Raw genomic sequence first — 20,923 nt, forward strand, 5'->3', positions numbered from 1 at the left:
AGATGACGACGCCCGCGCAGTACGTGCCTGACGAGTTCCAGAACGTCATCAAGCTGCCGACCGGCCCCGACCAGGGCACAGTGACGCAGCTGAATGACGAGATTGCCCGCTACACGGCAGAGATCACCGCACTCCAGAAGCAGATCACCGCCGCAACCCCCGTCCACAACGGCAGTGCGCGCAAGATCCAGCGTCAGACGGCGCATCGGATGGGCGTGCCGCCCAAGGGCAATGCTGCTGCTCTCGCGTCGCTCAAGGCCCAGCTCGCGGGCGTGCAGGCGCGCCAGAAGCGCGCGCAGAAGCAGCTCTACGAGATCACGGGCCAGTTCGACCAGTTCCTGGAGGGCGAGGACAGGGACGCCTTCCTGGCGGTGAAGTCGCTTTTCGCGCAGTTCGGACTGGGCTCGCTCGCAGGCAAGATTTACGACTACGTCAAGGAGGGGTATGGCGCGGACACGATCAGCCTGCTCCTCCAGGACACCAAGGAGTACAGGGCCCGCTTTGCGGCCAACGAGGCCCGCGCGAAGGCGGGCCTGGCAGTGCTCAGCCCGGCCGAGTACCTGTCGGCCGAGTCCTCCTATCGGCAGATCCTGGAGTCCTCCGGACTCCCCAAGGGCTTCTACGACAACCCTGCCGACTTCCAGCGCTGGATCGCCGGGGACGTGAGCCCCACCGAGATCAAGAGCCGCGTGGACATGGCGCTGGAGGCCGTCAACCAGACGGACCCCACCTACCGTGGCGCGCTCTACCAGATGTACGGCATCGGCGAGAGCGGCCTGGCCGCGTACTTCCTGGACCGCAAGCAGGCCGAGCCCATCCTGAAGAAGCAGGCAGCAGCCGGCGCCATCGGCGCCGCGGCCCTGCGTCGCGGCTTCGCGCTCAACACGCTGGACCTGGAGGGCTACGCCTCGCTCGGCATCACAGGCCAGGACGCGGAGGCCGCGTACGGGCGTATCGCGGACAGCTTCGAGGGCATGCTGGGTCTCGCGGGCCGGTACGGCACGAGCTGGACGCAGCGCGAGGCGGAGCAGGAGGTCTTCACGCCCGGCTCTGGCCAGCTGAACGCGGAGAACGCGTTCGAGAAGGGCAAGCGGCTGCGCTCGCAGGAGCGCGCTCAGTTCGCTGGCGGCCGTGCATCCTCCAGTCAGGGCCTGGCTGCGGGGTATCGTCAGACCTGATCCGCGGAAGTCTCCCGCGACACCTGGCGGTGACGGCCAAGCCCCCGACTTCGGTCGGGGGCTTTGTGCTGCTCAGGAGCACTAGCAGAGTGATAGCACTTTTCTGCTAGCGCATGTACCCTCCCCGCCCGACAGATCGACCGGCCCTGTCCCCAGCGAAAGCCCGGTAGCGGAGCACAGACCTCTCCCCCGGGAGGCGAGTAGGCCGCGAAGGTGAAACGGGAGCGGCAATGAGCGAGTACAGCTTCGGTTACGACGACTCCGGCGAGCAGCCGGACCTGGGCGAGGCGGGAGCCGGTCAGCAGGGACCCAAGTGGTTCCGCGACGGACTGGACAAGCTCTCCAACCAGGTGCAGGAGCTGAAGGCGGAGAACGACCGCCTCAAGGCAGCTCAGGTCAAGGACCAGCTGAAGGACGCGCTCAAGGCCAAGGGCTACGACCCCGCAGCCGCAGGGCTGTTCGCGGGCACGCCCGACAAGCTGGACGACTGGCTGACCGCCCACGGCGGTGCTCTGGCCAAGCTCCCTGCCGAAGGGCAGGAGCAGGGCGAGCAGGCCCCCGCGGGGCCGCCGGCCTCCACCGTTCCGGCTGACGGTCAGGAGCAGATGCAGCGCATGGCCGAGGCAGGCACGCAGGGCGTGTCCGCCCCTCAGGGCAGCGAAGCAGAGCTGGTGCAGCGCCTCAGGAACGCCTCTACCGAGGCGGAGTTCAACGAGATCATGCGTGGCGCCGGCAACACCGCCTTCTGACCTCTCCCCACACATCCTTCGACGCCCCCAGAAGGGGGAGGTGAGAGGCCATGGCTAACGCCTACACGGACACCTCAGCGATGTCCAACGCGGTCCAGACCGCGTACGACAAGAAGTTCGAGTTCGCCCTGCGCTCGCAGCCGCTCTTCCGCGCCCTCGCGGACAAGCGCCCCGCCGACCAGGCGCAGCCTGGCAGCTCGGTCGTGCTGGAGATCTTCCAGGATCTCGCCGAAGCGACCGGCACGCTGACCGAGACGACCGACCCCGACGCAGTCGCGATGGGTAACCCGGCCACGAAGACCATCACGCTGAACGAGTACGGCAACCCCGTCCTGCGGACGCGGAAGCTGAACCTGTTCAGCCTCACCGAGGTGGACCCGGCCATCGCCAACATCGTGGCCTACAACGCGGCATCGAGCATCGACACCGTCGTGCAGACGGTGGTCCGCAGCGGCCCGCGGCTGATCCAGCGCAAGGCCGGCACGGTCACCTACGTCACCAACGCCACGGTCTCCACCGTCGCCACCACCATGGCGACCACGGACACCTACACGTCGGCCATGGCGCGCCTCGCGCCGGTCAAGCTCCGCGCCGGCCTCGCCGTGCCGAAGCGGGACAGCCTCTACGCCGCCTACATCCACCCCGAGGTCTCCCTGGACCTCCGGGCCGAGACCGGCGCCGCGGCGTGGCGCGACCCGCACAACTACAGCGCTGTCGGCAACATCTGGCAGGGCGAGCTGGGCATCTACGAGGGCGCCTTCTACGTGGAGTCCCCGCGCTGCTACAACGCCGTGGACGCCGGTACCGGCGACAACACCGTGCGCCGCTTCCGCACCTACTACGCGGGCCAGCAGGCGATCGCCGAGGCCGTGGCCGAGGAGTTCCACATGGTTGCCGGCCCGGTCGTGGACAAGTTGGCGCGGTTCCGGCCGCTCGGCTGGTACGGCGTGGCGGGCTGGGCCCGCTACCGCGACGAAGCCCTGATCCGCGTGGAGTCCACCTCCAGCGTCAACTCGGGCGCGTGAGCCATGAGCTGGGTCTTCACCACGCCGAGCGTTGATGAAGGCCCGGCTACGTGGACAGACAGGCTGTTCCTCCGCGTGAAGATCACGCGGGGTATCACCGTTCTGGAGAGCGACGGCACCTACCGTGCCGTCCGCTTCCCCACGCAGGACGAGATCGCAGCAGCCACCACCACCTACATGGGTGGCCACGAATACACCGTGGACGACGCCACGAAGGCCGCGCTCATCGCGGCCGGCGTCGGTGTCACCGAAGCCAACTTCACCGCTCTGTGAGGGCAGCCATGGACAACTGCGAGCCGACCACCACGGGCGGCGACACCACCATCCGCAACGGCGACGAGCAGCAGGTGCTCGATGCCTGCGTGGCCCGCGTCCCGCAGCGCGCCGAGGGCGCGCAGGAGCAGGACTTCCACTGATGTGCCGCACAGGATGCAAGACCCAGGACCACACGTCCTGGGGCGCCTGCGCCCGCGCAGCGAACATGCGCATCGCGTACTGCGGTGTCGGCGGCGGTGACGCCACCGCGCAGAAGCAGTGGGACAACGAGCTGGACCTGTACCGGCAGGCCCGAGCGCAGGGCGTGCAGCCCGACGGCACGACGCGCAACAAGGTCGAGCACGCGCTGAAGCTGAGCGAGAAGCGCGGCGCGGCCTACGGCCGCGATTTCGCCGTGGCCGACATGATCCCCGAGGACGTGTGACATGGCCGAGATGCGCGTGACGCTGGAGAGCGACAACGGCAACGAGCTGATGATGGACTCCGACGGCCGGATCACGGTCAACTCGGTCGGCCAGATCAGCAACACCATGTTCACCGAGGCCGCCACGGCCCGGACCACGTCCGGCAACACCAGCAACCAGGACTGGCTGAGCAACGCCAGCACATGCTGGGTGGGCGTGAACCTGACCGCCCTGTCGGGCGGCACCACGCCTGCTGTGACCGTGTCCCTCCAGCAGAGGGACGGCAACAACGTCTGGCACACGCTCGCCTCCACGAGCGCGCTCAGCGCTGTGGGCACCGCCCACTTCTCGGTGGGCGCCGGCACTGCCAATGCGCACATGCTCCGGGCCGGAGGTCAGTACCGGTTCGCCTGGACCGTGACCGGCACGCCGACCACCTGTACCTTCCAGATCGCGATGTCCGGGCGGTAGGCATGACGACCCTTGATCAGCTCGTGGCGCAGGTGAAGCAGAACCTCATGGGCTTCTCGCTCACGCAGGAGTCCATGACCCGCCTCATGGCGGACATGACCGCAGGCGATGGCACCTTCCAGGCGGATGGCGAGACCATCGACAACCTCAGCGCCGGCATTGCCGAGATCGATGACGAGCTGGTCCTGGTGCAGAAGTGGGACAGCATGTCCGGCACCGTCACCGTGCTGGGCGGCACAGCAGGCCGCGGCTACGCGGCCACCACTGCTGCTGCGCACACCACGGGGGCGCTCATCACGAGCGCTCCTGCATACCCGCGAGCGCGGGTCAAGGAAGCGATCAACAGGGCCATTGAGGCCCTGTATCCGCACCTGGTGGTCTTCGGGGAGCTGAACTTCCCGTACGTCAGCGCGCAGCTGGAGTACCCCGTCCCGGCTGACGCCATGGACATCTGGTACGTCACGCAGCGCTGGGTGGGCCCGGAGAAGATCTCCGGAGCGGTAGGGAACTGGCGCTTCAATCCCAAGGCATACGCGACGGACTTCCCCACGGGCAAGAGCATTCAGGTCTTCGACAGCGTCACCCCCGGACAGAACGTCCGGGTGATCTACACCAAGCGCCCCACGGCGCTATCCGCAGGCTCCGATGTCTTCAGCGACGTGACCGGCTACGACGACCGCATTGCAGACCTCGTGGTATGGGACGCAACCAAGCGCCTGCTGCCCAGCGCCATGGGCGCGCGCCTGCAACAGCAGGCAATCGAGGCGACAGAGCGCGCTGTGGTCGTCTCCTCCAGGGATGTGGCTGCTGCTGTGCAGATGTACGCCACGCTCTACGCCGAGCGCCTGGCGGACGAACGCAGCCGCCAGTTCACCGAGGACCCGAACTACGCTGCCTTCATGGGGAGCTGACCATGGCCGATGCCTACTACTCCAACCAGGCCGTAGCCACCACCCTGACGGGGAGCGTCAGTTCCGGCGCCACGTCCGTCAACGTGGCTGCGACGACGGGATTCCCCGGGAGCTTCCCGTACACGCTCGCGCTCGACTACGGCTCGGGCACCGAAGAGCTGGTGTCCGTCACCGCCGCCGCGGGGCTTACGCTCACGGTCACGAGGGGCTTCAGCGGGACCAGCGCGCAGAGCCACAGCCTGGGGGCTGTGGTCAAGCACGTCTACCACGCAGGCGACGCCACCGACTTCCGCACCCATCAGGACGCCACGTCCGGCGTGCATGGCGTCTCCGGCGCCCTGGTGGGCACCACGAGCACGCAGACGCTCACCAACAAGACGCTGACCGCCCCGGCCATCAGCGCGCCCACCGTGACCGGTGGCGGCTCGCTGGCGGGCACGTTCACGGGCACACCCACGCTGAGTGGCGCGGTGCTCTTCACCGGCACGCCCATCGTGCAGGCCGGCGCCGCCTCCACGGCGGCCCTGAACGCTCGCGTCTCGGGCGACTCGGTCGCCCGGCTGGAGGTGCGCGCTGACGGGCGCCTGTCCTGGGGCAGCGGAGCCGGCGCCGCGGACACCGTGCTCTACCGCGAGGGCACGGGCATGCTCACCACCGACAACATCTTCCGCGTCTACCGAGCCGCAGGCACGGACAGCGCTCTGTCCGTGCGCGTGAGCGGCGACGCGAACAGCCGCTTCCAGGCGCTCGCCTCGGGCGAGCTGACGTGGGGCGCCGGAGGCGGCAGCAGTGTCGACACCAACCTCTACCGCTCCGCGGCGAACACGCTGAAGACGGACGACGCCCTGGAGGTCGTCGGCAACATCAGCGCCGCCAACTACCAGAGCGGCGGATGGACCGCCTACTCTCCCGTCTTCTCCTCCACCGGCACGGCCCCGAACATCGGCAACGGCACGCTGACCGGGCGCTACGCCCTGTTCGGCAAGACCATGGCCCTGACCTTTGCCCTGACGGGCGGCACGACCACCACGCTGGGCACCGGCTCGCTGAAGATCGGCGTCCCGCTGGCCGCCGCAGGCGGCTCGTACTACGGCGTGTGCCGGCTGAACGGCGCGGACAGCTGGCCGGGCCAGCTGAGCCTGGGCCTGGGTGCCACGGAGATGGACGTAGCACTGGCCGCCAGCGCGACCAACCCGCGCCTGACCAACTGGACGGCAACGACCCCCGAGGCGCTGGGCGCTGGCGAGACGCTGCGCGGCACGATCATCTACGAAGTGGCCTGACATGGCGGGCATCGTCAGGAGCCTGCCGTTCCCCCTCTCGGGGAGAACCGCCACCGCCTCCAGCTCGGCCACGCTCTCGGGCGTCCAGTACCACTGGGCGATCGGCGGCATGCCCTTCCTCTCCGCCATCAACGATGAGCGCGCCATGACGCGCGCAGGCGCACCCATCCGCAAGGAGCAGATCGACCAGCAGCAGATCCCCGGCGAGCAGTCGCTCGCCAACTGGTGGCTGCGCTCCCAGCTCTCCTTCATCGGCGGGGCCGGCCTGCTCTACCAGGACCCCAGCTCGGACAACCAGTACGCCATCCGCTTCGGCGACAGCGTCGGCGTGAATCCCTGGGTGAACGGACAGCTCACGCTCCTGCGTGAGACCTCGCTGCGCGTCACGGACGTGACCGCGGACAAGCATCACGTGCTCGGCTGGAGCGACGGCACGGACCGCTACTGGTCCGCCGTGGGCAACGTGCTCAAGAGCGACACCGGCTCTGCCGTCACCACGATCACGTGGGGCGGCTCCGGCACGATTCGCTCGCTCACGAGCGACGGCACGAACTACTACGCCGCGGACTCCACAGGCGTCTACAGGGGCCCCGGCTCCGGCGCCGGGGCGCTGGTGTGGAACACCGGCTCCGCGAACACCGTAGTGCGCTGGGTGAAGGGCCGCCTCATGGCGGGCATCGGCCCGAGCATGTACGAGCTGGCCACTGGTGGCCCCGTGCTGCCTACGGCGAAGTTCACGCATCTCAACCCCAGCTGGGTCTGGACGGACATCGCCGAGGGCACCAGTGCCATCTACGCCTCCGGCTACGCCGGCAGCCAGGGCGGCATCTACAAGTTCGTGCTCGACACCTCGGGCAACGTGCCCACGCTCGCCTCCGGCGGCATCCTCGCGGCACAGCTGCCGCGGGGCGAGATCGTGCTGTCCATGACCTCGTACCTGGGGAGCTTCGTCGGCATTGGCACGAGCAGGGGCTTCCGTGTCGGCGAGATCGATGACAACGGGGACCTCAAGTACGGCCCCCTGCTCATCAGCAACGCACTCGGCGTGAAGAGCGTCGCTGCCTACGACCGCTTCTTCTTCGTCGGGGCGACGAACGCCATCGACGGCAGCAGCGGCCTCTACCGCGTGGACCTCGGCCAGCCCATCCAGGACAACGGCGGCTCTCCGAGCGTGCGCTACGCCTACGCGACAGACCTTCAGGCCAAGGTCGCGGGCGAAGTGTCGTCGGTGACGAACTTCGGCAACTCGGATCGCATGGTGCTGGCCGTCGTCGGCCAGGGCAGCTACCTGGAGAGCGCATCGACGCTGGAAGCGTCGGGCTACCTCACTACGGGCCGCGTGCGCTTCAACACGCTGGAGCCCAAGATCTACAAGTTCGTGGACGTGAAGACACCCAACAGCCTCATGGGCTCAGTAGGTGTCTCCGTCATCGACCCGGGCGGCGCAGACACGACCATCATCACCGTGTCCGAGGGCAGCTCGCTTGCTATTCAGGATGTCGCCCTCACCGCGCCGGCCAGCGCGGTGGAGTGGATCCAGCTGAAGCTCACGCTCGGTCGCTCGGCGACCGACACCACACAGGGCGGCACGATCAACGGCTGGCAGCTCAAGGCCATGCCCGGCGCCGTGCGCCAGCGCATCATCACGCTGCCCCTGCTCTGCTTCGACAAGGAGAAAGCACGCTCCGGCCTGATGATCGGCCGTGAAGGCCGATGCCTGGAGCGCCTGGAGGAGTTCGAGCAGATCTTCGCCCGCGGCGACGCAGTCGCCCTGCAAGACCTGAAGAACGACAGCTCAACGCTGGTCGTCGTGGACGACTACCGCTTCGAGCAGCGCACTTCGCCAGCCGCCAACGCCTCCGGCTACGGCGGCGTGCTCTGGATCGAGTGCCGAACCATCGCCGACGTGATCACGACATGAGGACACCCATGGACTTCGAGCTGGCGCAGCCTGGCGACGCGGAGCACTTCCTGAGCTACGCACGCGAGCAGCAGCGCGCGAAGGCGGAAACGGACCCCGATATCGGGGATGTCGTGCACCTGTGGCACGGCAACGCCTGCCGGGCCGCCATCGTCACGGCGGACGACCTGACGACGTGGTCGCTCAGCTTCCTCATGCCGGGCGAGACCTCCTGGCGCTGTATCGCCGAGGTCGAGCACGACGAGGGCAAGGGTGACAACACCTGGCACTGGCCCTGCGGGGGCCACTGATGTGGCCTCCTGAGCGTGTCATCATCCGCCCCGCCAACGAGGGCGAGCGCGAGGCTGTACGCCATGCTCAGCGCGCTCTGAGGCTCGATGCGACCGGAGACATGGATGACGCCACGGTCGCCGCTCTGCGAGGCACGCAGAAGCTTTTCAATCTCCCGGTCACAGGCGTCCTGGACCGGGCCACTGCCGAGGCGCTGGACCGCCTGCGGCCTCCATCCCTTCGGGAGGACTGATGGACAAGTACGCGGACATCGCAGCGCGCGCCGGCTGGACCGGCGCCGAGGCGGCCCTGGCTGTGGGTGTCACGGAGCTGGCCCAGGTCAGCGTGTGGTGGGCTGCGCCCCTGGCGCTGGTGCTCGCCGCGGCGAAGACCTGGGTGGTCAACCGCCGCAAGACCGCGGAGGCTGCATGAACGACGATGACAGCACAGGCTCGATCGCAGTCGCGTTGGCAGGGCTTAAGGGAGCCGTGGACACCGGCTTCGCGAAGCTCGACGGACAGCTGAACGTGGCGCTGGAGCGCCAGAACAGCACGGACCGCGAGATCAAGGATCTCAAACGGAAGTTCGCTGCGCTCCAGGCGCAGATGTGGAAGCTGAGCTTCGCTGCTGCCGCCATCGGCGGCGGCGGTGCCACCGGGGTGTGGCAGCTCATGCAGTAATTCGCTACTGTGTTCGATGGCAGCACATCCCCATGGATGGGCAAACGCAAAAAAGAGCCCCCACCGCCGAAGCGGTGGGGGCTCTCTGCTCCCTGTCCCGGATGATCAGTCCTTCGGAGTCGCAGCGACTCAGGAGCTGCGCGCGACCCTTGGTCCTTGGAGAGGAAGCCGCGCACGGGTCATTCTGCCACGCTCTCGCGCGGCTCCGGGATGTCGGTCTCGGTGATCGAGACCTCGCGCCTGACGCAGCGCACGGGCGTGCGCGTCACGCGGTAGACATCGAGAGTGGCGCCAGGCCCCGACTCCCCCAGACGCTCCCGGGCCGCCTCCAGGGCGGCTTCCAGGTTCGGGAAGTCCACCGTGATCGCATCGACCTCGTACCACTCCCTGGCCGGCTCAGCCATTGCTCACCTCCGGGTCGATCAGGTCGATGTACTCCGTGGCGAGGCACGCGGAGCACCCATCGCAGATGCAGTCCAGCTCGTAGCCTTGTCGGCGCAGGTGCTCACGCTGCTTCTCCGCCAGCTCGTGAGCGTGGGCCGCCTCGTAGGCGTCCAGCATCCCGGAAAGCTCCTCGGCCGCGATCCCGAAGGTCTCCCATACGGTCTCGCAGAAGTTGCTGCGCGCGCTCACTCCTGTCCCTCCGGCGGCATCAGCTCGTAGTCCGCGCCCTCGGGGATCTCGGGCGCAGCGAAGGCCGCCCAGCCGTTGCCCGTCTGGGGCGTCGCCAGCGCAGCAGCGGGGGTGCCCGCAGCCTGCGCGAGCGCGCTGAAGGCGGTGGGCGGAGCCTGCTCGCCCTCCACGAGGGCGATGACGCGCTTGAGCTTGCGCAGCATGACCTCGTCCGGGTCCGTGGGCTCGATGCGGACGACGGTCTCTGCGTCGTCGTCGGTCCACTCGAAGCTGACGGCCCCCTTGGCCGTCCGCAGCACCAGCGTCATCAGCTCTCCTCGGCGATCGTGACATCGCCAGTCACGGTGGCGACGTGGCCATCGAAGTGCTTGAAGGCCACGTTCAGGATGTCCTGCATGTCCTCGGAGGCCGGTTCGGCCTCGCAGTAGTAGTCCGTCACCATCACGGTGGCGGTGTAGGTGTGAGCCATCAGCTCTGCTCTCCTTCCAGGGGCCTGGCCTGCACGATGCCGGCGATGGGCCCCAGCGAATGCGTGATGATCAGGGCTCCGTCCACGGCCTTGACCGTGGCGTCACCAGGAAGGGCCACCTCGTAGAGGTGGCCCTGGACTGCGTAGGCGATGGCGACCGGCGGACGCCGGTCGGGCTGGGGCGGCGGAGGCTCCTCGCCCTCCGGGCGGTAAAGCGTGCAGCCGCAGGGCTCTTCCGTGCAGTACTTGCCGTTGATGTCATGCTCGGGCTCGATGTGCCCGCACGCGCAGGGCGCGTACTCGGGGCCTTCGGGGGGCGGCAGGGCCTCTTCCTCCTCCTGCGAGAGCGGAGCGTCCTCGGGCTCGAAGCTGTCGCAGGAGCAGGGCTTGCCGCCGCCGATGCACGGCGTGACGCCCTCGTCCAGCTCGCGATGCGAGCTGCGCGGATGGCTGCACACGCAGATCTCCACGGGCGCCTCCTGCGCGGGCGGCTCGGGCTCCTGCTCCTTCACCCAGTGCCAGTTGCACTCGCCCCAGACATGGCCGCACACCAAGCAGTGCGGCTTGCCGGGTTCGCCCCTGTGCCCCTGGAAGGGCCTGAAGCCATGCTCGCTGTAGCCGCACTGCTTGGGCTCCAGCGCCGGGTGCTCCGGGCACCCGCCTGCCGCGCGACATGTCTCGCTGATCTCGATCAGCGGCGTGAGCTGGAGGCAGCCGCAGCTGCTGCCATGCGCCAGCTCGATGCAGCGCATGCTGTGCGTGTTGTGTCCGCAGCCGTCGCATGCGCGTGCCTTGTGCGCCTCCTGCGCGGGGGGAAGCGTTGCATCTCGCAGCCCGCAGCACGGGCAGGGGTCCACGGCGTCGCAGTCCTCGCACATGCCCGCATGGTGCTCCAGCCGGGCTGTCTCGGCCGCGATGGCCGCCCTGCCCGCGCAGCGGTCGCAGTGCTCTGCGGACACGAAGGCGTGTGCACTGCATCCGCAGCCCTCGCCTTCGGTGTGACCGCAGCCGTTGCAGCGGCGCTCCTGCGCCTTGGGCTTGAAGTCATGAGGGCCGCAGAAGGCGTCCCCATGCCGGTCGGTCCAGTGGATTTCGCGAGTGTGCCCGCACTGCTCGCAGTATTCAGTCGATGAGTGCTCGGAGGGCATCAGCCCCTCCTTGAAGGTAGAGAGCGTTCACGTCCATGCCCTGCGGCATGGAGATGGGTCTGGCCCTGGCCTCCTTGGCCAGGAAGCTGCCGAACTGGCGGCCGGCCTTGTCGCCGTCGCCGAAGGCGTAGATCACGTCGAAGTCTTCGAGGCAGCGCGAGAAGTGCTTCTTCCACTGCTTGACGCCCGGCAGGCCGATGGCCGGCATGCCGCACATGCTGAGCGTGAGCGCGTCCAGCTCGCCCTCCACCACGCAGATGAAGGGCGAGTCGCGCTTGAGGTCGAGCACGTTGTAGATGTTGCGTTCCACGCCCTCGATGGGAAGGTACTTCGGGCAGCCGTCCTCGGAGCACACATGGCGCTTCAGGCAGCGGAAGCTGAAGTTCACCACGCCGGACGGCGTGATGTACGGGATGCAGAGCCTGCCCCGCACCATCTCGTGCCCGATGAGCGGCGCGCTAACGACGCCCAGGCGGAACGTATTTGCGGCTGTTTGGTCGAGCCCCCGGCTCGCCAGATACGCCTGGGCGCTGGTATCGGCCACGAGGGCGAGTTGGTAGGTCGATGCCGCTTGCTCGAAGAATCTTCTCTGCTCTGCTGAGAGCGTCTGCACGGTCGCAGCCTTCCATTGCCATGATCAGATGCAGGGCCGTGCCCTTGAAGTCGCAGGCATGGCAGAACGCCACGCCCTTCTCTGCATTGACGCGCATGCTTGCCCGGCGCTCGCCGTGCACCGGGCAGCACACCTGCTCCTCGCCCCAGCGGCCGGCGTTCAGCTCCACGCCGTAGTGCTCCAGCACCGGAGCGAGGGGGATCAGCTGTAGCCCATCGCGTGAAGCCACCTCACGGCGAGCCGGAGATCCATACGAACCCACTGCCAGTCCTCCAGCTCTCCGCCGAGCGTCATCTGGTCAGGGTCGCCCATGAGGCTCCATGGAACGTGGGCCTCCCAGCGCTCGACGGGCTTGTAGTCCACGCGGACGACCAGAAGGTACATGCCGGCCCCTGCGTTCCTCGCCTCCTCCACGGTCTCCGCCTTCCAGGCGGAGAGCTTGTTGGAGCGGTCGCCCTTGACCTCGATGCACACGCCTTCGATGCCGGTCACGTCGCCCTGGTCCAGGGCCCCCTTCAGGGCCCTGCGCTCGGCTCGACTGAAGCCCTCGGCGACCAGGTAGCGCACGACCTTGGTCTCCGTGTCGGTGCCGCGCTGCTTGGACCTGCTCATGCATGGCTCCTCATGTGCAGGCAGGCGGCCGTCTGGGCCTCCTGCCATCCGGTATAGCCGTTCGCGCCCATGTGCTCCGTGTCGGAGCACTGGTGCACCCAGCGCCAGCAGGCGTGCTCCTTGAACACCTGAGCCCGCCACCGGGTGGGCGACGGGCTCAGCGTGAGCGGGAAGTTCACGACGTATTCGGGCAGGTCGTGAGGGATGAGCGGAATCACTTGAACCCACCCCCCACGAAGCGGGCGTAGACACGCCATTCGCCGTTGACCTGGCGATGCGTGGCTTCGAAGTCGCCTGCCGGCAGGAAGGCGGGGATCTCGCCGCGCCTGATGGCGCTGGCGCGGTTCCGGGCCACCGCACTGCTGGGTGCGGTGCGAATGACGGCCCACGCTCCGGGTCGCTGGCGCAGCCTGCGCGCCGCGGGACCGTACTTGTGGTGCGGTCGGAACTCGCGGTTCGGGCCCGCGCCCGCAGGCGATGGCAGGAAGGGTACGAAGGCGAACTCGTCAGTCGGCATTGCCCGCCTCCCCGACGTAGCGGACGTAGACGCGGAACTCGCCGCCCACAGTGCGCGAGACGGCCTGGAAGGCCCCGACCGGACGCCAGGCGCTCCGAACGCCCTTCCTGATCTGCCACGCCACACTGGCGGCGGCATCCCGGCTGCCGTAACAGCCGATCCTGGCCCACTCGCCGGGGCGAGCCCGCACCGCCTCGGCGGCCTGGAGGTGCTTGGTCCGAGGCGGGGCCTCGAAGATCAGGAGGCCAGGCGGCTTCTCGAAAACCAGCTCAGGCTCATCCATGCTTGACCTCCCGCACCTTGATGCCCGCAGCGCGGGCGAGCTCCATCGTCATCTGCGTGCCGCTGCCCTCCGGCAGCGGGAAGGCCAGCACCAGATCGGCGCCGGCCTCCACCATGCGCCGGTTGCGCATGGGTCCTGCGGCCTTGCCGTGCGCTTCCCAGGCCGCAGGCCAGCGCTGCTCCGTGCAGCCGAGCTTCTGGCCCACGATGCTCCACCAGAGGTGGGCCAGCGCATCTGCTCCCGTGGAGCAGTCGCCGTGCACCAGCTCGAAGGGGCCGTGCTCCTGATGCACAGTCCACAGGGCGTCGTAGACGGCGGCCTCATCGGCCCACTTGCGCGAGCCCGTCACCATGACGCGCATGACAGCACGTCCTCTCTCGCGTCCACCACGTCGCAGACGCGACAGGTGCGTGTGTGCACCTCGAAGACGGCGATCTCGTCTTCATCCGGGCACTCCAGGATCTGGCTCGACCACTCGCCCCAGCGATGCCCGAGCAGAGAGCAGGGGGTCATGTGTCCCGCCTCCCTTCCAGCTCGTGTTCCATCTCCGCCCGGAGGGCGGTGACACCCTCGGGAGACTGGAGCATCTGGACCCTGCGTGGTGCCTCACCCTCGGGGTAGGAGCCGTCCGCTCCACACCCCGAAGCGAGGCAGTCCCACTCCCGCCCGCCGGAGAACGTCTTGTACGCCGTTTCGCTCCCACAGGACGGACACCGGTGGCTCACGACGCCTCCGCCTGCTTGATCAGGGCCGCATACGCGTCCGCCTGCTCCTGCGTCTCCCTGGCCTCGCGGGCCAGGCTCAGCGCCCGATGGCTCGTGCCGGGCACATAGCGCGCGCTGATGCGCAGCTTCTCGGCGCGCAGCTCCAGCTGCGCGTGCTTCAGGCGCAGCTCCTTGAGCATGAGGTCAGGCATCGAGCGCCACCGCCCTGACCCACGCCTGACGGGAGGCGCTGTCGGGATCTCCGGGCGGCAGCGCTGTGGCCGCCGCCAGGGCGAGGGTGGCGTGCACTTGCGCCAGCGCGATCAGCTCGACCTGCGCGGGCGAGCCCGAAAGGGTGGCAATGCGCGCCCCTGCCTCGGCGGCGCGCAATTGCTCCTCGGCCCGCTTGTAGTGCTGAGGTCCGGTCATGACCAACCCTCTTCCTGCCCCCACGGCGCATAGCCGTGCTGCGGGGCGCTGACGTAGTCCGTGACGACCGAGCACGCGGCGTCGAGCGTCATGGGGATGCGGATCTCGGCGTCCGCAGACGCCTTGGCGTGCCGGTTCTTCACGCACGCCACATGCAGGCCGCCGCTGTTGTCCACACCGCAGGTCACGATGACCTCGGGAATGGCGGCGACCTTGCCGTGGATGTCGGAGCGCCGCGGGCACGGGCGCTTGGTGCGCTCGCTGTCCGCGCAGTGATGCACGAGCAGCACATGAGCTTTCGTTTCGCGAGCGAGCACCTTGCTCTGGCGCATGAGGTCGCGCAGCGACCCCCACTCATCGCCCGTGTCATGCCCGATGTCCGAGGCGATGTCGATGACGATCTGCTCGGGGTAGCGGCCCTCGCGCTCGTGGTAGGCGTACGCCTCCAGCCACACGTCATCCAGGCTCGGATCGGGCCGGAAGCTCCACGACAGGTGGTCATACTGCGCGAGCACCTGCTTGCACTTCTCGGGCTCGGTGCGCAGCCACTCCTCCGTGAGCGAGGTGGGCTGGCGCTGGTTGATGGCCAGCAGCCGGCTGGCCACCGTGTCCTGGTCGGAGTCGGTGCTGAAGCAGAGCGTGGGCACGCGCATGTTGACCAGTGCATTGAGCACGATGCGCGTCTTGTGGGAGCCAGGGAGCCCGGCGAGCATGCTCACGCTCGCTCGCCGGAACTTGATGCCCTGCGCAGACCAGGTAGCGAAAGCGGGGGGCAACGGCTCCTTGCCGATAGCCCCCCGCGCCACGGAGCGGGACAGCGTCTGCATGCTCTAGCCGAGCATCCAGATTGCTGCGCCGATGATCGTAGCGAATGCGATCCAGAACAGCGGCAGCGCGTTGGCGCTGCGGGTCATGCTCGCCGGACGGCTGGTGGCCGTGGCGGCCACGTAGCGCTCGCTTGCATGCGGCGACGTTTGCTTGCGCACCAACGCCTCGAACTCCTCGTCTGTCATCCTCCCCTCCTCTCCTCTCCGCCTTGCAGTCTGGCGGGAGGAGAGTGAGGAGGTCCAGGAAACGGCTACGCAGGCACCGGGTTGAAGTTCGGGAAGGCCCCGGCGGCCTCCGGCGAGACCATCCAGCTCTTCTCTGCCTTGTTCCAGGAGAGCTGGCCGCCCTCGCTCGGGCGGCCCTTGCGGAGCTGGTACTGCGCCACGATGCCGTCGAACTGGGCCTTCTGCGGGTACGGCACGGTCAGCCGGTACCAGCCCGCCTGCCGGTACTCCGGCGACGCCTGGGCCGGCGCAGCCGGCGGCTGGGGCAGGGCGGGCGCTCCGCCCTGGAAGCCCGGCGCTCCGGGCACGCTCACGTTCGGCCCGAAGGGCGGGGGCGTCGGCGCACCCGGCAGGGCCGGCGGGCCGGCGGGCATCTGCGTGGCCGGGCCGAGACCGGCGCCCACGGCGACCTGCGCGCCGAGCGAGCTGTGGGCCATGCCCACGGCGTTGTAGACGTTCGCCTCCTCCAGCTCCTGGAGCGCTGCGGTCAGCTCGACCGCGGTGTGCGCCCGCACCGTGAGCATGGGCGCACCGCCCGGCTTGAACGTCACGCTGAAGCGGGCCTCCGGCAGGGGGCCGTTCTCCGGGTAGGTGACCGCGGGAGCCGCCTGGCTCCAGTCGTTGTTCTCGGTCTGCTCGGGCATGGTGTCGGTCATGACGCTCCGATCATGGTGTGCTGCTGAATGAACTGCCTGCCGATGTATTCGGTGTAGGCGGGAGGAATGCACTCGCGGATGCCGTCACGGTTCATCCACGTCACGCCCATGTCCTCGCGGACGTAGGCGACGTTCGAGAAGTTGCCGACTGCGTGATAGAAGTCGCCAGGCTTGAGAGCACGGCCCATCTTCACGGTGGATTGCAGGTGTGGCGGATGCCCCGGCGCCGCGAAGGAGAAGCCCCCGCCGGCCTCGAAGTACCTGTGCCGGTACGTGTGGAGCCCGAACATTGCGCCGCACAGCTCCGCGGGGTCTCTGAGCTTGGCGGCTGCGCCACCCACGTTCTCGATGACGTAGGGCAGGCCCAGCGCTTCCAGCGCATTGCGTGTCGGGCCGATCAGGTCCGGATGCTCCCGGCCCTGTATGCGCTGACAGTCGCTGTCGTGCTGGCACGGCGGCGACGCGTGGACCAGGTCCACGTGCTCGCGGAGGAAGTCCAGATTCTCCATCACGAACGCGATGGCGTCGCTCTGGCAGAAGTTGAAGGGGTAGCGCGGCTGCGGGTCCTTGTCCACCCCCAGCAGGACCGACATCCCCGCAGCCCTGAAGCCGGCGGACGCCGCACCCTGGCAGCAGTAGAGATCCAGGACTCTGGGCTTCACTTGTCCGGCACCCCCAGGCCGCTGATGCAGCCCTCGTAGTGCCCGCACTGCTCGCAGCACGAGCCGCAGTCGCAGAGCATCAGAAGATCTCTTTCCAGACGACCAGCGCTTCGTCCTCGCGAAGCTCGTCCACCTTCTCGATGAGCGCCAGCACGAAGCTCAGAAGCTCGTTGTCCAGGTTGCGGTCGATGTCCGGGCAGTCCTCGAAGCTGATCTCGGGGATGTGGAAGCCGTGCTCCACGGTCACCGGATCCTCTTGGGTGGCCAGCTTCGCCCTGATGTAGCTCATCAGTGCTCCTCGTCATCGCGGTGCACGTCGTGCGCGTGGCACCAGTCGGGGCTGAGCCGGGGATCACCCGGCTCGGGCATGGGCTCCGGCTCCGCCGGGGCGGAGCGGAGCACGAGCGGGTAGTACGCCTGGCCGAGCAGCCAGGCGAGCAGCAGGCCGGAGCCGAGCGCGTGGGCGATCACTCGCTGACCTCGTAGCAGCCCTCGCAGACCACCTCGCCGCCCACCCAGCCGGCTTCGTCGCCGGCCCAGATCTGCCCGAAGCAGCTACTGCACTCGCTGTCGTAGCGAGCGGTGAATGTGCCTGCCATCAGGCACTCCTTAGAACGGAGGGATGTTGGATGCGTGACCCGGCGAGTCCGGGTCGTAGAGGGGAGCCAGCGGCCCGCCCTTGGCGTGGCAGCTCGACTGCACGTCGCAGAGGAAGCAGTCGTTCTTGGCGATGCCCTCAGCGGGGAAGACCCCGCTCTGCACGCGCTTCCAGGCGTCGGCGAAGACAGCGCCCACCGCCTTCGGCGTGTAGCTCTCCAGCTCGAAGGGCGTGGAGAGTCTGCCCTTGCGGTTCATGAAGGCAGCGCCCCTGTCGGGGTGCTGGGACGAGCCGTACTTGACCGCCATCAGCGCGGCGTACACGCCGAACTGCTCCGCCGTCTTCGGCGGGCGCTTGCTGGTCTTGAGGTCCACGATCCACAGGCGCTTGAAGAGCGGGTCCCAGAAGACCCGGTCCAGATACGCCTTGATCTCGGGCTCGCATCCGGGCAGGCGCCCGGAGATGTCCAGCTCGATGGCAGGCTCGCCATCGGGCGTGGTCCACAGCTCCCACGGGCTCGCCTCGCGCCAGTCGATGTACGACTGGACGAACTGCAAGCCCATGACGCGCCAGCGCTCGATGTCCTCGCCTGCGCTGGAGCGCCACTTGTGCTCGTTGGCCTCCTTCTCGCGCAGCTTGGCGAGCTGGAGATCGAAGAAGCGCTCGTAGACCATTCCCGTCTGGAAGGCGTCGGCGTTGCCGACCGCAGACATCAGGTCGTAGTGCTCGGTCGTCTCGTGCACAGCAGAGCCCCCCGCCAGCCAGAGCGACTGCGCGCGGGGGGCTTCGGTGCGGTACTTGAGGAACCAGCTCTTCGCGCAGCGGTCCAGCGTCTCGCGGGAGCTGTGCGAGAGGTGCTTGATCTCGCTACGCAATGGCCGACCCTTCCTCGCGGTCGGGCCTGCGGATGTAGGTCTCAATGACCTTGGGCTGCGGGTGGTACTGCTTCACGTCCACGGCCGGCACCCACTTGTAGGTGGTCTCCCGTGTCGAGCGGAAGCCGACACGGATCCAAAGCCCGTCGTGCGTCTCGCCCTTGTAGTAGGCGTCCCGCATGATCGAGCCGTCCCGCACCCAGGCGGTCTTCTTGCCGGGCCGCTCCGGGAACGGCTTCTTCGGCCGCTCCGCGAGCGCGACAGCCGGAGCCTTGGGCTTGTGCAGCGAGCGCACATGCGCCCGCCACTCCCGCGCCAGCTGCTGCCCGAGCGTCGGGCCGAAGCCCGTCATCTCCGAGATGCGGCGCCAGATCACGCCGCCGCTCTCCAGAGCACTCAGCTCCTTGCCCCAGGCAAGGCGCTTCTCGACCGGCCACCGCTTCGCTGCCGCGGGCAGCCGCTTGCGCTCCGTCCTGCGCTCCTGCGGGTCGAGCCCGCCCCACACGCCGTAGCGCTCGCCGAGCGAGTCCCGGCGGCACTCCGCCATGACAGGGCAGTGCGCGCAGACCTGCTTCGCTTCCTCCCAGCTCTTGCGCACCGTGCCTTCGGCCTGCCGGCCGGTCAGCTCGGCCAGGAAGAGGCTCGCCGGCTCATCGCGGCACAGCCCACGCAGCGCCCATCGGCGCGTCGGATCGAACAGCATCAGGGGACGCGCCTCCTTTTCTTGGTCAGGTGCCAGGCGCTGCACTCCTCGCACCAGTACGAGGCCAGCTCGCTGCGGCCTCTCCTCCAGCACGCCAGGAGTGCCGTCCTCGCCTCCAGGCGGGAGGCGTACGGGACCTTCCGGCAGAACATCGGTCACCGCGCAGCCAGCCAGATGCTGACCAGACTGATGCCGACAGCCACACCCACAGCGCCCTCCAGGGCGCCCCAGTACAGGCTCTTGGCCCGGTCCGAGCGCAGGGCGCTGCCCACGCGACCCCTGACACGCAGAAGGCCGCCCAGAAGGCGGCCGGGGGGCTTCTCGTCGCTCATGTCGAGCGGTCCCTTCTCTTCGGTTGTCCGCGCCGCTCCCGGCGCGCGATGACGTGCATGAGCACGAGCACCCAGAGGAACGCCATGCCGATCACCACGGCGTAGCCGGCAGTGACGATGCGTTCGGGGCTCATGACTCAAGCCGGAACAGCTCGCGGAACAGCTCAAGCCGGAGAGCACTGCCGCGCTGGCCGGCGATGGCGTCACGCCACTCGTAGGCGACAGCGGTCTGGCCGCTCGTGTCGACCCAGACGCGATTGACGGTGACGGTGCGGGGCGGGCGGCCGCGGCGGATGTAGCGCTGGCCGACCTCGACAGGGCCCGGCTCGTCGGACGCGTGGTCCACGGGACAGGGGGCGCAGTCGCAGTCGCAGGAGTCCGACTCGCATGCTGTGCGACCGCAGGTGCATGCCTGCTCCGCCGCGTCGGCCATGCGGCGCAGCATGCGCGCGGCCCATGAGGCGCCGTTCCGCACTGGGGCAGGGAAGGTGTTCCCCGAGTCAACGGCGTCGGCGGCTTCCCGCAGCACCTCGGCGCGGTAGGCGTCGAGCGCTTCGCGCACCTCGCGGCTGGTAACGGGCATGTCCTGCGCTGCGATGCTGTACAGCTCCTCCCGCGCGCTCATCGCCGCCTCCGGCAGATGCAGTGCACCCGCTTGCAGTTGTGGCAGACCATCAGCTCTGCTCCTTGTCGTCTATGAAGTCATCCAGAAAGGCATGTATGGCCTGAATGGCCGCTCGGTCGCCGTAGTCCTCGACAACCTCCCGCATGCGTCGCATGCCATGGCGCAAGCGCTGGTTCTCTTCGACCAGGCGGTAGCCCGCCTTGCTCCCGCCGGCCTGGCGGCCGCGCTGGTAGGCCAGCTCGAAGTGCGGGAGCACTGCGGCCAGGACAGCGTTGCTTGCCGACTCCGGCACGTCGTCCGGCACGAAGATGTCCAGGGCGTTGCGGATGTCCCGCTTGAGGTCCAGGTGCATTTCGCTTCGAGGCATGTGCCCTCCAACGCGAAGAGCCCCCGCATCAGCGAGGGCTCTGCTTGGTATTTGCGCTGCTCAGGCAGCTGTGGTGAATGTGAGTTGTAGTGCGCTGGCGCTACCCGTGTCCGTTGGACACCGGCCCGCCGACACAGAACTCCGTGCGCTCGCCGAAGCCCTGCTGGGCTATGTCGTGCCAGATGATCTGCGCGTGCGCGCCGCAGTCCTTGATCAGCGCCGACAGCTCCAGCAGCGCGAACACGTCGAACCGGTGCACCGAACCGTCCCGGCCCGCCTCGCGGTTGACGACCAGCACACACTCCGAATTCCCGGGCATGCCGAAGAACGCCTGCTTGCGGCGGAGTCTGCGCCGCCACAGATGGGTGCGCGCGAGCCACCCGATCGCGGCGCTGATGCCCGCGGCCACCACGCCGAGCACGATGTTGCGTACGTCGTCAGTCATGGGGGCGCATGATAGTGCCCCTTCCGGCCGGC

42 protein-coding genes and 1 pseudogene are annotated in these 20,923 nt (G+C 68.4%); 14 read left to right on the forward strand and 29 right to left on the reverse strand.

All coding sequences use genetic code 11. From position 1 onward, the window contains the following. Positions 1-2: 2 nt before the first annotated feature. The 14 genes from EAO77_RS37580 to EAO77_RS37640 all read left to right on the forward strand — a co-directional run bounded on the left by EAO77_RS37580 (position 3) and on the right by EAO77_RS37640 (position 9,168). Positions 3-1,178, forward strand: a complete 1,176-nt coding sequence (locus EAO77_RS37580) for a hypothetical protein (protein ID WP_147992747.1) — start codon at positions 3-5, stop codon at positions 1,176-1,178. A 230-nt stretch (positions 1,179-1,408) separates the two neighbouring features. Beyond that, entirely contained in the window at positions 1,409-1,927 is a 519-nt protein-coding gene (locus EAO77_RS37585) for a hypothetical protein (RefSeq protein ID WP_147992748.1), read from the forward strand. A gap of 50 nt (positions 1,928-1,977) precedes the next feature. After that, positions 1,978-2,952 (forward strand): N4-gp56 family major capsid protein, encoded by a 975-nt coding sequence (locus tag EAO77_RS37590; protein WP_147992749.1) that lies wholly within the window; start codon positions 1,978-1,980, stop codon positions 2,950-2,952. Positions 2,953-3,027: 75 nt separating this feature from the next. After that, positions 3,028-3,225 (forward strand): hypothetical protein, encoded by a 198-nt coding sequence (locus EAO77_RS37595; protein ID WP_147992750.1) that lies wholly within the window; start codon positions 3,028-3,030, stop codon positions 3,223-3,225. 8 nt (positions 3,226-3,233) lie between these two features. After that, positions 3,234-3,368, forward strand: a complete 135-nt coding sequence (locus tag EAO77_RS40920; protein WP_261994345.1) for a hypothetical protein — start codon at positions 3,234-3,236, stop codon at positions 3,366-3,368. Next, complete coding sequence (locus EAO77_RS37600) at positions 3,368-3,652, forward strand: hypothetical protein (RefSeq protein ID WP_147992751.1); 285 nt, start codon at positions 3,368-3,370, stop codon at positions 3,650-3,652. Before EAO77_RS40920 ends, EAO77_RS37600 begins: the two co-directional genes overlap by 1 nt. A 1-nt stretch (position 3,653) precedes the next feature. Next, complete coding sequence (locus EAO77_RS37605) at positions 3,654-4,103, forward strand: hypothetical protein (RefSeq protein ID WP_147992752.1); 450 nt, start codon at positions 3,654-3,656, stop codon at positions 4,101-4,103. Positions 4,104-4,105: 2 nt separating this feature from the next. Further along, positions 4,106-5,014 (forward strand): hypothetical protein, encoded by a 909-nt coding sequence (locus EAO77_RS37610; RefSeq protein ID WP_147992753.1) that lies wholly within the window; start codon positions 4,106-4,108, stop codon positions 5,012-5,014. Between the two features lie 2 nt (positions 5,015-5,016). Then, positions 5,017-6,297, forward strand: coding sequence for a hypothetical protein (locus EAO77_RS37615; protein ID WP_147992754.1), 1,281 nt, complete (start codon positions 5,017-5,019; stop codon positions 6,295-6,297). Between the two features lies 1 nt (position 6,298). After that, entirely contained in the window at positions 6,299-8,218 is a 1,920-nt protein-coding gene (locus EAO77_RS37620) for a hypothetical protein (protein WP_147992755.1), read from the forward strand. Then, positions 8,215-8,508, forward strand: coding sequence for a hypothetical protein (locus EAO77_RS37625; RefSeq protein ID WP_147992756.1), 294 nt, complete (start codon positions 8,215-8,217; stop codon positions 8,506-8,508). Before EAO77_RS37620 ends, EAO77_RS37625 begins: the two co-directional genes overlap by 4 nt. Positions 8,509-8,609: 101 nt before the next feature. Further along, on the forward strand, positions 8,610-8,741 hold the full coding sequence (locus EAO77_RS41630; RefSeq protein ID WP_187283613.1) for a peptidoglycan-binding domain-containing protein: 132 nt from the start codon (positions 8,610-8,612) through the stop codon (positions 8,739-8,741). Continuing rightward, positions 8,741-8,920 carry a hypothetical protein gene (locus tag EAO77_RS37635; RefSeq protein ID WP_147992758.1) on the forward strand — a complete coding sequence of 60 codons (180 nt, stop codon included), beginning with the start codon at positions 8,741-8,743 and terminating at the stop codon, positions 8,918-8,920. The genes EAO77_RS41630 and EAO77_RS37635 overlap by 1 nt, the downstream gene beginning before the upstream one ends. Next, positions 8,917-9,168, forward strand: coding sequence for a hypothetical protein (locus EAO77_RS37640; protein ID WP_147992759.1), 252 nt, complete (start codon positions 8,917-8,919; stop codon positions 9,166-9,168). Before EAO77_RS37635 ends, EAO77_RS37640 begins: the two co-directional genes overlap by 4 nt. Positions 9,169-9,347: 179 nt before the next feature. On the opposite strand, the gene EAO77_RS37645 is transcribed toward EAO77_RS37640, so the two are convergent. From EAO77_RS37645 to EAO77_RS37760, 29 genes and pseudogenes are all read right to left on the reverse strand, one after another. Next, entirely contained in the window at positions 9,348-9,572 is a 225-nt protein-coding gene (locus EAO77_RS37645; protein WP_147992760.1) for a hypothetical protein, read from the reverse strand. Beyond that, positions 9,565-9,801: a hypothetical protein gene (locus tag EAO77_RS37650; RefSeq protein WP_147992761.1), complete on the reverse strand. Its 237-nt coding sequence runs from the start codon at positions 9,799-9,801 to the stop codon at positions 9,565-9,567. The genes EAO77_RS37645 and EAO77_RS37650 overlap by 8 nt, the downstream gene beginning before the upstream one ends. After that, positions 9,798-10,109, reverse strand: coding sequence for a hypothetical protein (locus tag EAO77_RS37655; protein WP_147992762.1), 312 nt, complete (start codon positions 10,107-10,109; stop codon positions 9,798-9,800). Before EAO77_RS37655 ends, EAO77_RS37650 begins: the two co-directional genes overlap by 4 nt. Continuing rightward, positions 10,109-10,270, reverse strand: a complete 162-nt coding sequence (locus tag EAO77_RS39330; protein WP_187283614.1) for a hypothetical protein — start codon at positions 10,268-10,270, stop codon at positions 10,109-10,111. Before EAO77_RS39330 ends, EAO77_RS37655 begins: the two co-directional genes overlap by 1 nt. Further along, positions 10,270-11,418 carry a hypothetical protein gene (locus tag EAO77_RS37660; RefSeq protein ID WP_187283615.1) on the reverse strand — a complete coding sequence of 383 codons (1,149 nt, stop codon included), beginning with the start codon at positions 11,416-11,418 and terminating at the stop codon, positions 10,270-10,272. The genes EAO77_RS39330 and EAO77_RS37660 overlap by 1 nt, the downstream gene beginning before the upstream one ends. Then, positions 11,393-11,962, reverse strand: coding sequence for a toprim domain-containing protein (locus EAO77_RS37665; protein ID WP_222723755.1), 570 nt, complete (start codon positions 11,960-11,962; stop codon positions 11,393-11,395). The genes EAO77_RS37660 and EAO77_RS37665 overlap by 26 nt, the downstream gene beginning before the upstream one ends. Further along, positions 11,877-12,293 carry a CHC2 zinc finger domain-containing protein gene (locus EAO77_RS41635; protein ID WP_410088769.1) on the reverse strand — a complete coding sequence of 139 codons (417 nt, stop codon included), beginning with the start codon at positions 12,291-12,293 and terminating at the stop codon, positions 11,877-11,879. The genes EAO77_RS37665 and EAO77_RS41635 overlap by 86 nt, the downstream gene beginning before the upstream one ends. Further along, on the reverse strand, positions 12,233-12,643 hold the full coding sequence (locus EAO77_RS37675; RefSeq protein WP_147992765.1) for a hypothetical protein: 411 nt from the start codon (positions 12,641-12,643) through the stop codon (positions 12,233-12,235). The genes EAO77_RS41635 and EAO77_RS37675 overlap by 61 nt, the downstream gene beginning before the upstream one ends. Continuing rightward, a complete protein-coding gene (locus tag EAO77_RS37680; RefSeq protein ID WP_147992766.1) occupies positions 12,640-12,861 on the reverse strand; it encodes a hypothetical protein in 222 nt (73 codons plus the stop codon). The genes EAO77_RS37675 and EAO77_RS37680 overlap by 4 nt, the downstream gene beginning before the upstream one ends. Continuing rightward, positions 12,858-13,160 carry a hypothetical protein gene (locus EAO77_RS37685; protein ID WP_147992767.1) on the reverse strand — a complete coding sequence of 101 codons (303 nt, stop codon included), beginning with the start codon at positions 13,158-13,160 and terminating at the stop codon, positions 12,858-12,860. Before EAO77_RS37685 ends, EAO77_RS37680 begins: the two co-directional genes overlap by 4 nt. Beyond that, positions 13,150-13,443, reverse strand: a complete 294-nt coding sequence (locus EAO77_RS37690) for a hypothetical protein (protein ID WP_147992768.1) — start codon at positions 13,441-13,443, stop codon at positions 13,150-13,152. Before EAO77_RS37690 ends, EAO77_RS37685 begins: the two co-directional genes overlap by 11 nt. Beyond that, complete coding sequence (locus EAO77_RS37695; RefSeq protein WP_147992769.1) at positions 13,436-13,804, reverse strand: SLOG family protein; 369 nt, start codon at positions 13,802-13,804, stop codon at positions 13,436-13,438. The genes EAO77_RS37690 and EAO77_RS37695 overlap by 8 nt, the downstream gene beginning before the upstream one ends. Continuing rightward, positions 13,789-13,956: a hypothetical protein gene (locus EAO77_RS39335; protein WP_187283618.1), complete on the reverse strand. Its 168-nt coding sequence runs from the start codon at positions 13,954-13,956 to the stop codon at positions 13,789-13,791. Before EAO77_RS39335 ends, EAO77_RS37695 begins: the two co-directional genes overlap by 16 nt. A 208-nt stretch (positions 13,957-14,164) precedes the next feature. Further along, the gene (locus tag EAO77_RS37700; RefSeq protein WP_147992770.1) at positions 14,165-14,359 is read right to left on the reverse strand and encodes a hypothetical protein; all 195 of its coding nucleotides are present in this window, start codon (positions 14,357-14,359) and stop codon (positions 14,165-14,167) included. Continuing rightward, complete coding sequence (locus EAO77_RS37705; protein ID WP_147992771.1) at positions 14,352-14,576, reverse strand: hypothetical protein; 225 nt, start codon at positions 14,574-14,576, stop codon at positions 14,352-14,354. The genes EAO77_RS37700 and EAO77_RS37705 overlap by 8 nt, the downstream gene beginning before the upstream one ends. Beyond that, entirely contained in the window at positions 14,573-15,403 is an 831-nt protein-coding gene (locus EAO77_RS37710; protein WP_147992772.1) for an AAA family ATPase, read from the reverse strand. The genes EAO77_RS37705 and EAO77_RS37710 overlap by 4 nt, the downstream gene beginning before the upstream one ends. Positions 15,404-15,406: 3 nt before the next feature. Further along, positions 15,407-15,589, reverse strand: a complete 183-nt coding sequence (locus EAO77_RS37715; protein WP_147992773.1) for a hypothetical protein — start codon at positions 15,587-15,589, stop codon at positions 15,407-15,409. Positions 15,590-15,654: 65 nt separating this feature from the next. Then, complete coding sequence (locus EAO77_RS37720) at positions 15,655-16,284, reverse strand: hypothetical protein (RefSeq protein ID WP_147992774.1); 630 nt, start codon at positions 16,282-16,284, stop codon at positions 15,655-15,657. Continuing rightward, positions 16,281-16,877, reverse strand: a complete 597-nt coding sequence (locus EAO77_RS37725) for an SAM-dependent methyltransferase (RefSeq protein WP_315986136.1) — start codon at positions 16,875-16,877, stop codon at positions 16,281-16,283. The genes EAO77_RS37720 and EAO77_RS37725 overlap by 4 nt, the downstream gene beginning before the upstream one ends. 148 nt (positions 16,878-17,025) lie before the next feature. Then, positions 17,026-17,235: a hypothetical protein gene (locus tag EAO77_RS37730; RefSeq protein ID WP_147992775.1), complete on the reverse strand. Its 210-nt coding sequence runs from the start codon at positions 17,233-17,235 to the stop codon at positions 17,026-17,028. After that, on the reverse strand, positions 17,235-17,417 hold the full coding sequence (locus EAO77_RS37735; protein WP_147992776.1) for a hypothetical protein: 183 nt from the start codon (positions 17,415-17,417) through the stop codon (positions 17,235-17,237). Before EAO77_RS37735 ends, EAO77_RS37730 begins: the two co-directional genes overlap by 1 nt. Beyond that, entirely contained in the window at positions 17,414-17,545 is a 132-nt protein-coding gene (locus tag EAO77_RS40925; protein WP_261994346.1) for a hypothetical protein, read from the reverse strand. The genes EAO77_RS37735 and EAO77_RS40925 overlap by 4 nt, the downstream gene beginning before the upstream one ends. A 10-nt stretch (positions 17,546-17,555) precedes the next feature. After that, a complete protein-coding gene (locus EAO77_RS37740) occupies positions 17,556-18,419 on the reverse strand; it encodes a RecB family exonuclease (protein WP_187283619.1) in 864 nt (287 codons plus the stop codon). Then, complete coding sequence (locus EAO77_RS41640; protein ID WP_147992778.1) at positions 18,412-19,122, reverse strand: WhiB family transcriptional regulator; 711 nt, start codon at positions 19,120-19,122, stop codon at positions 18,412-18,414. The genes EAO77_RS37740 and EAO77_RS41640 overlap by 8 nt, the downstream gene beginning before the upstream one ends. Positions 19,123-19,277: 155 nt before the next feature. Continuing rightward, a complete protein-coding gene (locus EAO77_RS39340; protein ID WP_187283620.1) occupies positions 19,278-19,454 on the reverse strand; it encodes a hypothetical protein in 177 nt (58 codons plus the stop codon). Then, positions 19,451-19,588, reverse strand: coding sequence for a hypothetical protein (locus EAO77_RS39345; protein WP_187283621.1), 138 nt, complete (start codon positions 19,586-19,588; stop codon positions 19,451-19,453). Before EAO77_RS39345 ends, EAO77_RS39340 begins: the two co-directional genes overlap by 4 nt. Beyond that, on the reverse strand, positions 19,585-20,079 hold the full coding sequence (locus tag EAO77_RS37750) for a hypothetical protein (RefSeq protein ID WP_147992779.1): 495 nt from the start codon (positions 20,077-20,079) through the stop codon (positions 19,585-19,587). The genes EAO77_RS39345 and EAO77_RS37750 overlap by 4 nt, the downstream gene beginning before the upstream one ends. Positions 20,080-20,128: 49 nt before the next feature. After that, on the reverse strand, positions 20,129-20,446 hold the full coding sequence (locus tag EAO77_RS37755) for a hypothetical protein (protein WP_147992780.1): 318 nt from the start codon (positions 20,444-20,446) through the stop codon (positions 20,129-20,131). A gap of 112 nt (positions 20,447-20,558) precedes the next feature. Further along, positions 20,559-20,891, reverse strand: a pseudogene (locus EAO77_RS37760) (hypothetical protein); the annotation flags it as partial. Positions 20,892-20,923: the final 32 nt, after the last annotated feature.

Origin of the sequence: Streptomyces sp. T39 (assembly GCF_008042045.1) — a bacterium.
Classification (GTDB): Bacteria; Actinomycetota; Actinomycetes; order Streptomycetales; family Streptomycetaceae; genus Streptomyces.

What these genes read in the sequence shown, in the direction of transcription:
- EAO77_RS37580 (WP_147992747.1), top strand. Translation starts at nt 3, where the DNA reads ATGACGACGCCCGCGCAGTACGTGCCTGACGAGTTCCAGAACGTCATC.
- EAO77_RS37585 (WP_147992748.1), top strand. Translation starts at nt 1,409, where the DNA reads ATGAGCGAGTACAGCTTCGGTTACGACGACTCCGGCGAGCAGCCGGAC.
- EAO77_RS37590 (WP_147992749.1), top strand. Translation starts at nt 1,978, where the DNA reads ATGGCTAACGCCTACACGGACACCTCAGCGATGTCCAACGCGGTCCAG.
- EAO77_RS40920 (WP_261994345.1), top strand. Translation starts at nt 3,234, where the DNA reads ATGGACAACTGCGAGCCGACCACCACGGGCGGCGACACCACCATCCGC.
- EAO77_RS37600 (WP_147992751.1), top strand. Translation starts at nt 3,368, where the DNA reads ATGTGCCGCACAGGATGCAAGACCCAGGACCACACGTCCTGGGGCGCC.
- EAO77_RS37605 (WP_147992752.1), top strand. Translation starts at nt 3,654, where the DNA reads ATGGCCGAGATGCGCGTGACGCTGGAGAGCGACAACGGCAACGAGCTG.
- EAO77_RS37610 (WP_147992753.1), top strand. Translation starts at nt 4,106, where the DNA reads ATGACGACCCTTGATCAGCTCGTGGCGCAGGTGAAGCAGAACCTCATG.
- EAO77_RS37615 (WP_147992754.1), top strand. Translation starts at nt 5,017, where the DNA reads ATGGCCGATGCCTACTACTCCAACCAGGCCGTAGCCACCACCCTGACG.
- EAO77_RS37620 (WP_147992755.1), top strand. Translation starts at nt 6,299, where the DNA reads ATGGCGGGCATCGTCAGGAGCCTGCCGTTCCCCCTCTCGGGGAGAACC.
- EAO77_RS37625 (WP_147992756.1), top strand. Translation starts at nt 8,215, where the DNA reads ATGAGGACACCCATGGACTTCGAGCTGGCGCAGCCTGGCGACGCGGAG.
- EAO77_RS41630 (WP_187283613.1), top strand. Translation starts at nt 8,610, where the DNA reads ATGGATGACGCCACGGTCGCCGCTCTGCGAGGCACGCAGAAGCTTTTC.
- EAO77_RS37635 (WP_147992758.1), top strand. Translation starts at nt 8,741, where the DNA reads ATGGACAAGTACGCGGACATCGCAGCGCGCGCCGGCTGGACCGGCGCC.
- EAO77_RS37640 (WP_147992759.1), top strand. Translation starts at nt 8,917, where the DNA reads ATGAACGACGATGACAGCACAGGCTCGATCGCAGTCGCGTTGGCAGGG.
- EAO77_RS37645 (WP_147992760.1), bottom strand. Translation starts at nt 9,572, where the DNA reads ATGGCTGAGCCGGCCAGGGAGTGGTACGAGGTCGATGCGATCACGGTG.
- EAO77_RS37655 (WP_147992762.1), bottom strand. Translation starts at nt 10,109, where the DNA reads ATGACGCTGGTGCTGCGGACGGCCAAGGGGGCCGTCAGCTTCGAGTGG.
- EAO77_RS39330 (WP_187283614.1), bottom strand. Translation starts at nt 10,270, where the DNA reads ATGGCTCACACCTACACCGCCACCGTGATGGTGACGGACTACTACTGC.
- EAO77_RS37660 (WP_187283615.1), bottom strand. Translation starts at nt 11,418, where the DNA reads ATGCCCTCCGAGCACTCATCGACTGAATACTGCGAGCAGTGCGGGCAC.
- EAO77_RS37675 (WP_147992765.1), bottom strand. Translation starts at nt 12,643, where the DNA reads ATGAGCAGGTCCAAGCAGCGCGGCACCGACACGGAGACCAAGGTCGTG.
- EAO77_RS37685 (WP_147992767.1), bottom strand. Translation starts at nt 13,160, where the DNA reads ATGCCGACTGACGAGTTCGCCTTCGTACCCTTCCTGCCATCGCCTGCG.
- EAO77_RS37690 (WP_147992768.1), bottom strand. Translation starts at nt 13,443, where the DNA reads ATGGATGAGCCTGAGCTGGTTTTCGAGAAGCCGCCTGGCCTCCTGATC.
- EAO77_RS37695 (WP_147992769.1), bottom strand. Translation starts at nt 13,804, where the DNA reads ATGCGCGTCATGGTGACGGGCTCGCGCAAGTGGGCCGATGAGGCCGCC.
- EAO77_RS39335 (WP_187283618.1), bottom strand. Translation starts at nt 13,956, where the DNA reads ATGACCCCCTGCTCTCTGCTCGGGCATCGCTGGGGCGAGTGGTCGAGC.
- EAO77_RS37700 (WP_147992770.1), bottom strand. Translation starts at nt 14,359, where the DNA reads ATGCCTGACCTCATGCTCAAGGAGCTGCGCCTGAAGCACGCGCAGCTG.
- EAO77_RS37705 (WP_147992771.1), bottom strand. Translation starts at nt 14,576, where the DNA reads ATGACCGGACCTCAGCACTACAAGCGGGCCGAGGAGCAATTGCGCGCC.
- EAO77_RS37710 (WP_147992772.1), bottom strand. Translation starts at nt 15,403, where the DNA reads ATGCAGACGCTGTCCCGCTCCGTGGCGCGGGGGGCTATCGGCAAGGAG.
- EAO77_RS37715 (WP_147992773.1), bottom strand. Translation starts at nt 15,589, where the DNA reads ATGACAGACGAGGAGTTCGAGGCGTTGGTGCGCAAGCAAACGTCGCCG.
- EAO77_RS37720 (WP_147992774.1), bottom strand. Translation starts at nt 16,284, where the DNA reads ATGACCGACACCATGCCCGAGCAGACCGAGAACAACGACTGGAGCCAG.
- EAO77_RS37725 (WP_315986136.1), bottom strand. Translation starts at nt 16,877, where the DNA reads ATGTCGGTCCTGCTGGGGGTGGACAAGGACCCGCAGCCGCGCTACCCC.
- EAO77_RS37730 (WP_147992775.1), bottom strand. Translation starts at nt 17,235, where the DNA reads ATGAGCTACATCAGGGCGAAGCTGGCCACCCAAGAGGATCCGGTGACC.
- EAO77_RS40925 (WP_261994346.1), bottom strand. Translation starts at nt 17,545, where the DNA reads ATGGCAGGCACATTCACCGCTCGCTACGACAGCGAGTGCAGTAGCTGC.
- EAO77_RS41640 (WP_147992778.1), bottom strand. Translation starts at nt 19,122, where the DNA reads ATGCTGTTCGATCCGACGCGCCGATGGGCGCTGCGTGGGCTGTGCCGC.
- EAO77_RS39340 (WP_187283620.1), bottom strand. Translation starts at nt 19,454, where the DNA reads ATGAGCGACGAGAAGCCCCCCGGCCGCCTTCTGGGCGGCCTTCTGCGT.
- EAO77_RS39345 (WP_187283621.1), bottom strand. Translation starts at nt 19,588, where the DNA reads ATGAGCCCCGAACGCATCGTCACTGCCGGCTACGCCGTGGTGATCGGC.
- EAO77_RS37750 (WP_147992779.1), bottom strand. Translation starts at nt 20,079, where the DNA reads ATGAGCGCGCGGGAGGAGCTGTACAGCATCGCAGCGCAGGACATGCCC.
- EAO77_RS37755 (WP_147992780.1), bottom strand. Translation starts at nt 20,446, where the DNA reads ATGCCTCGAAGCGAAATGCACCTGGACCTCAAGCGGGACATCCGCAAC.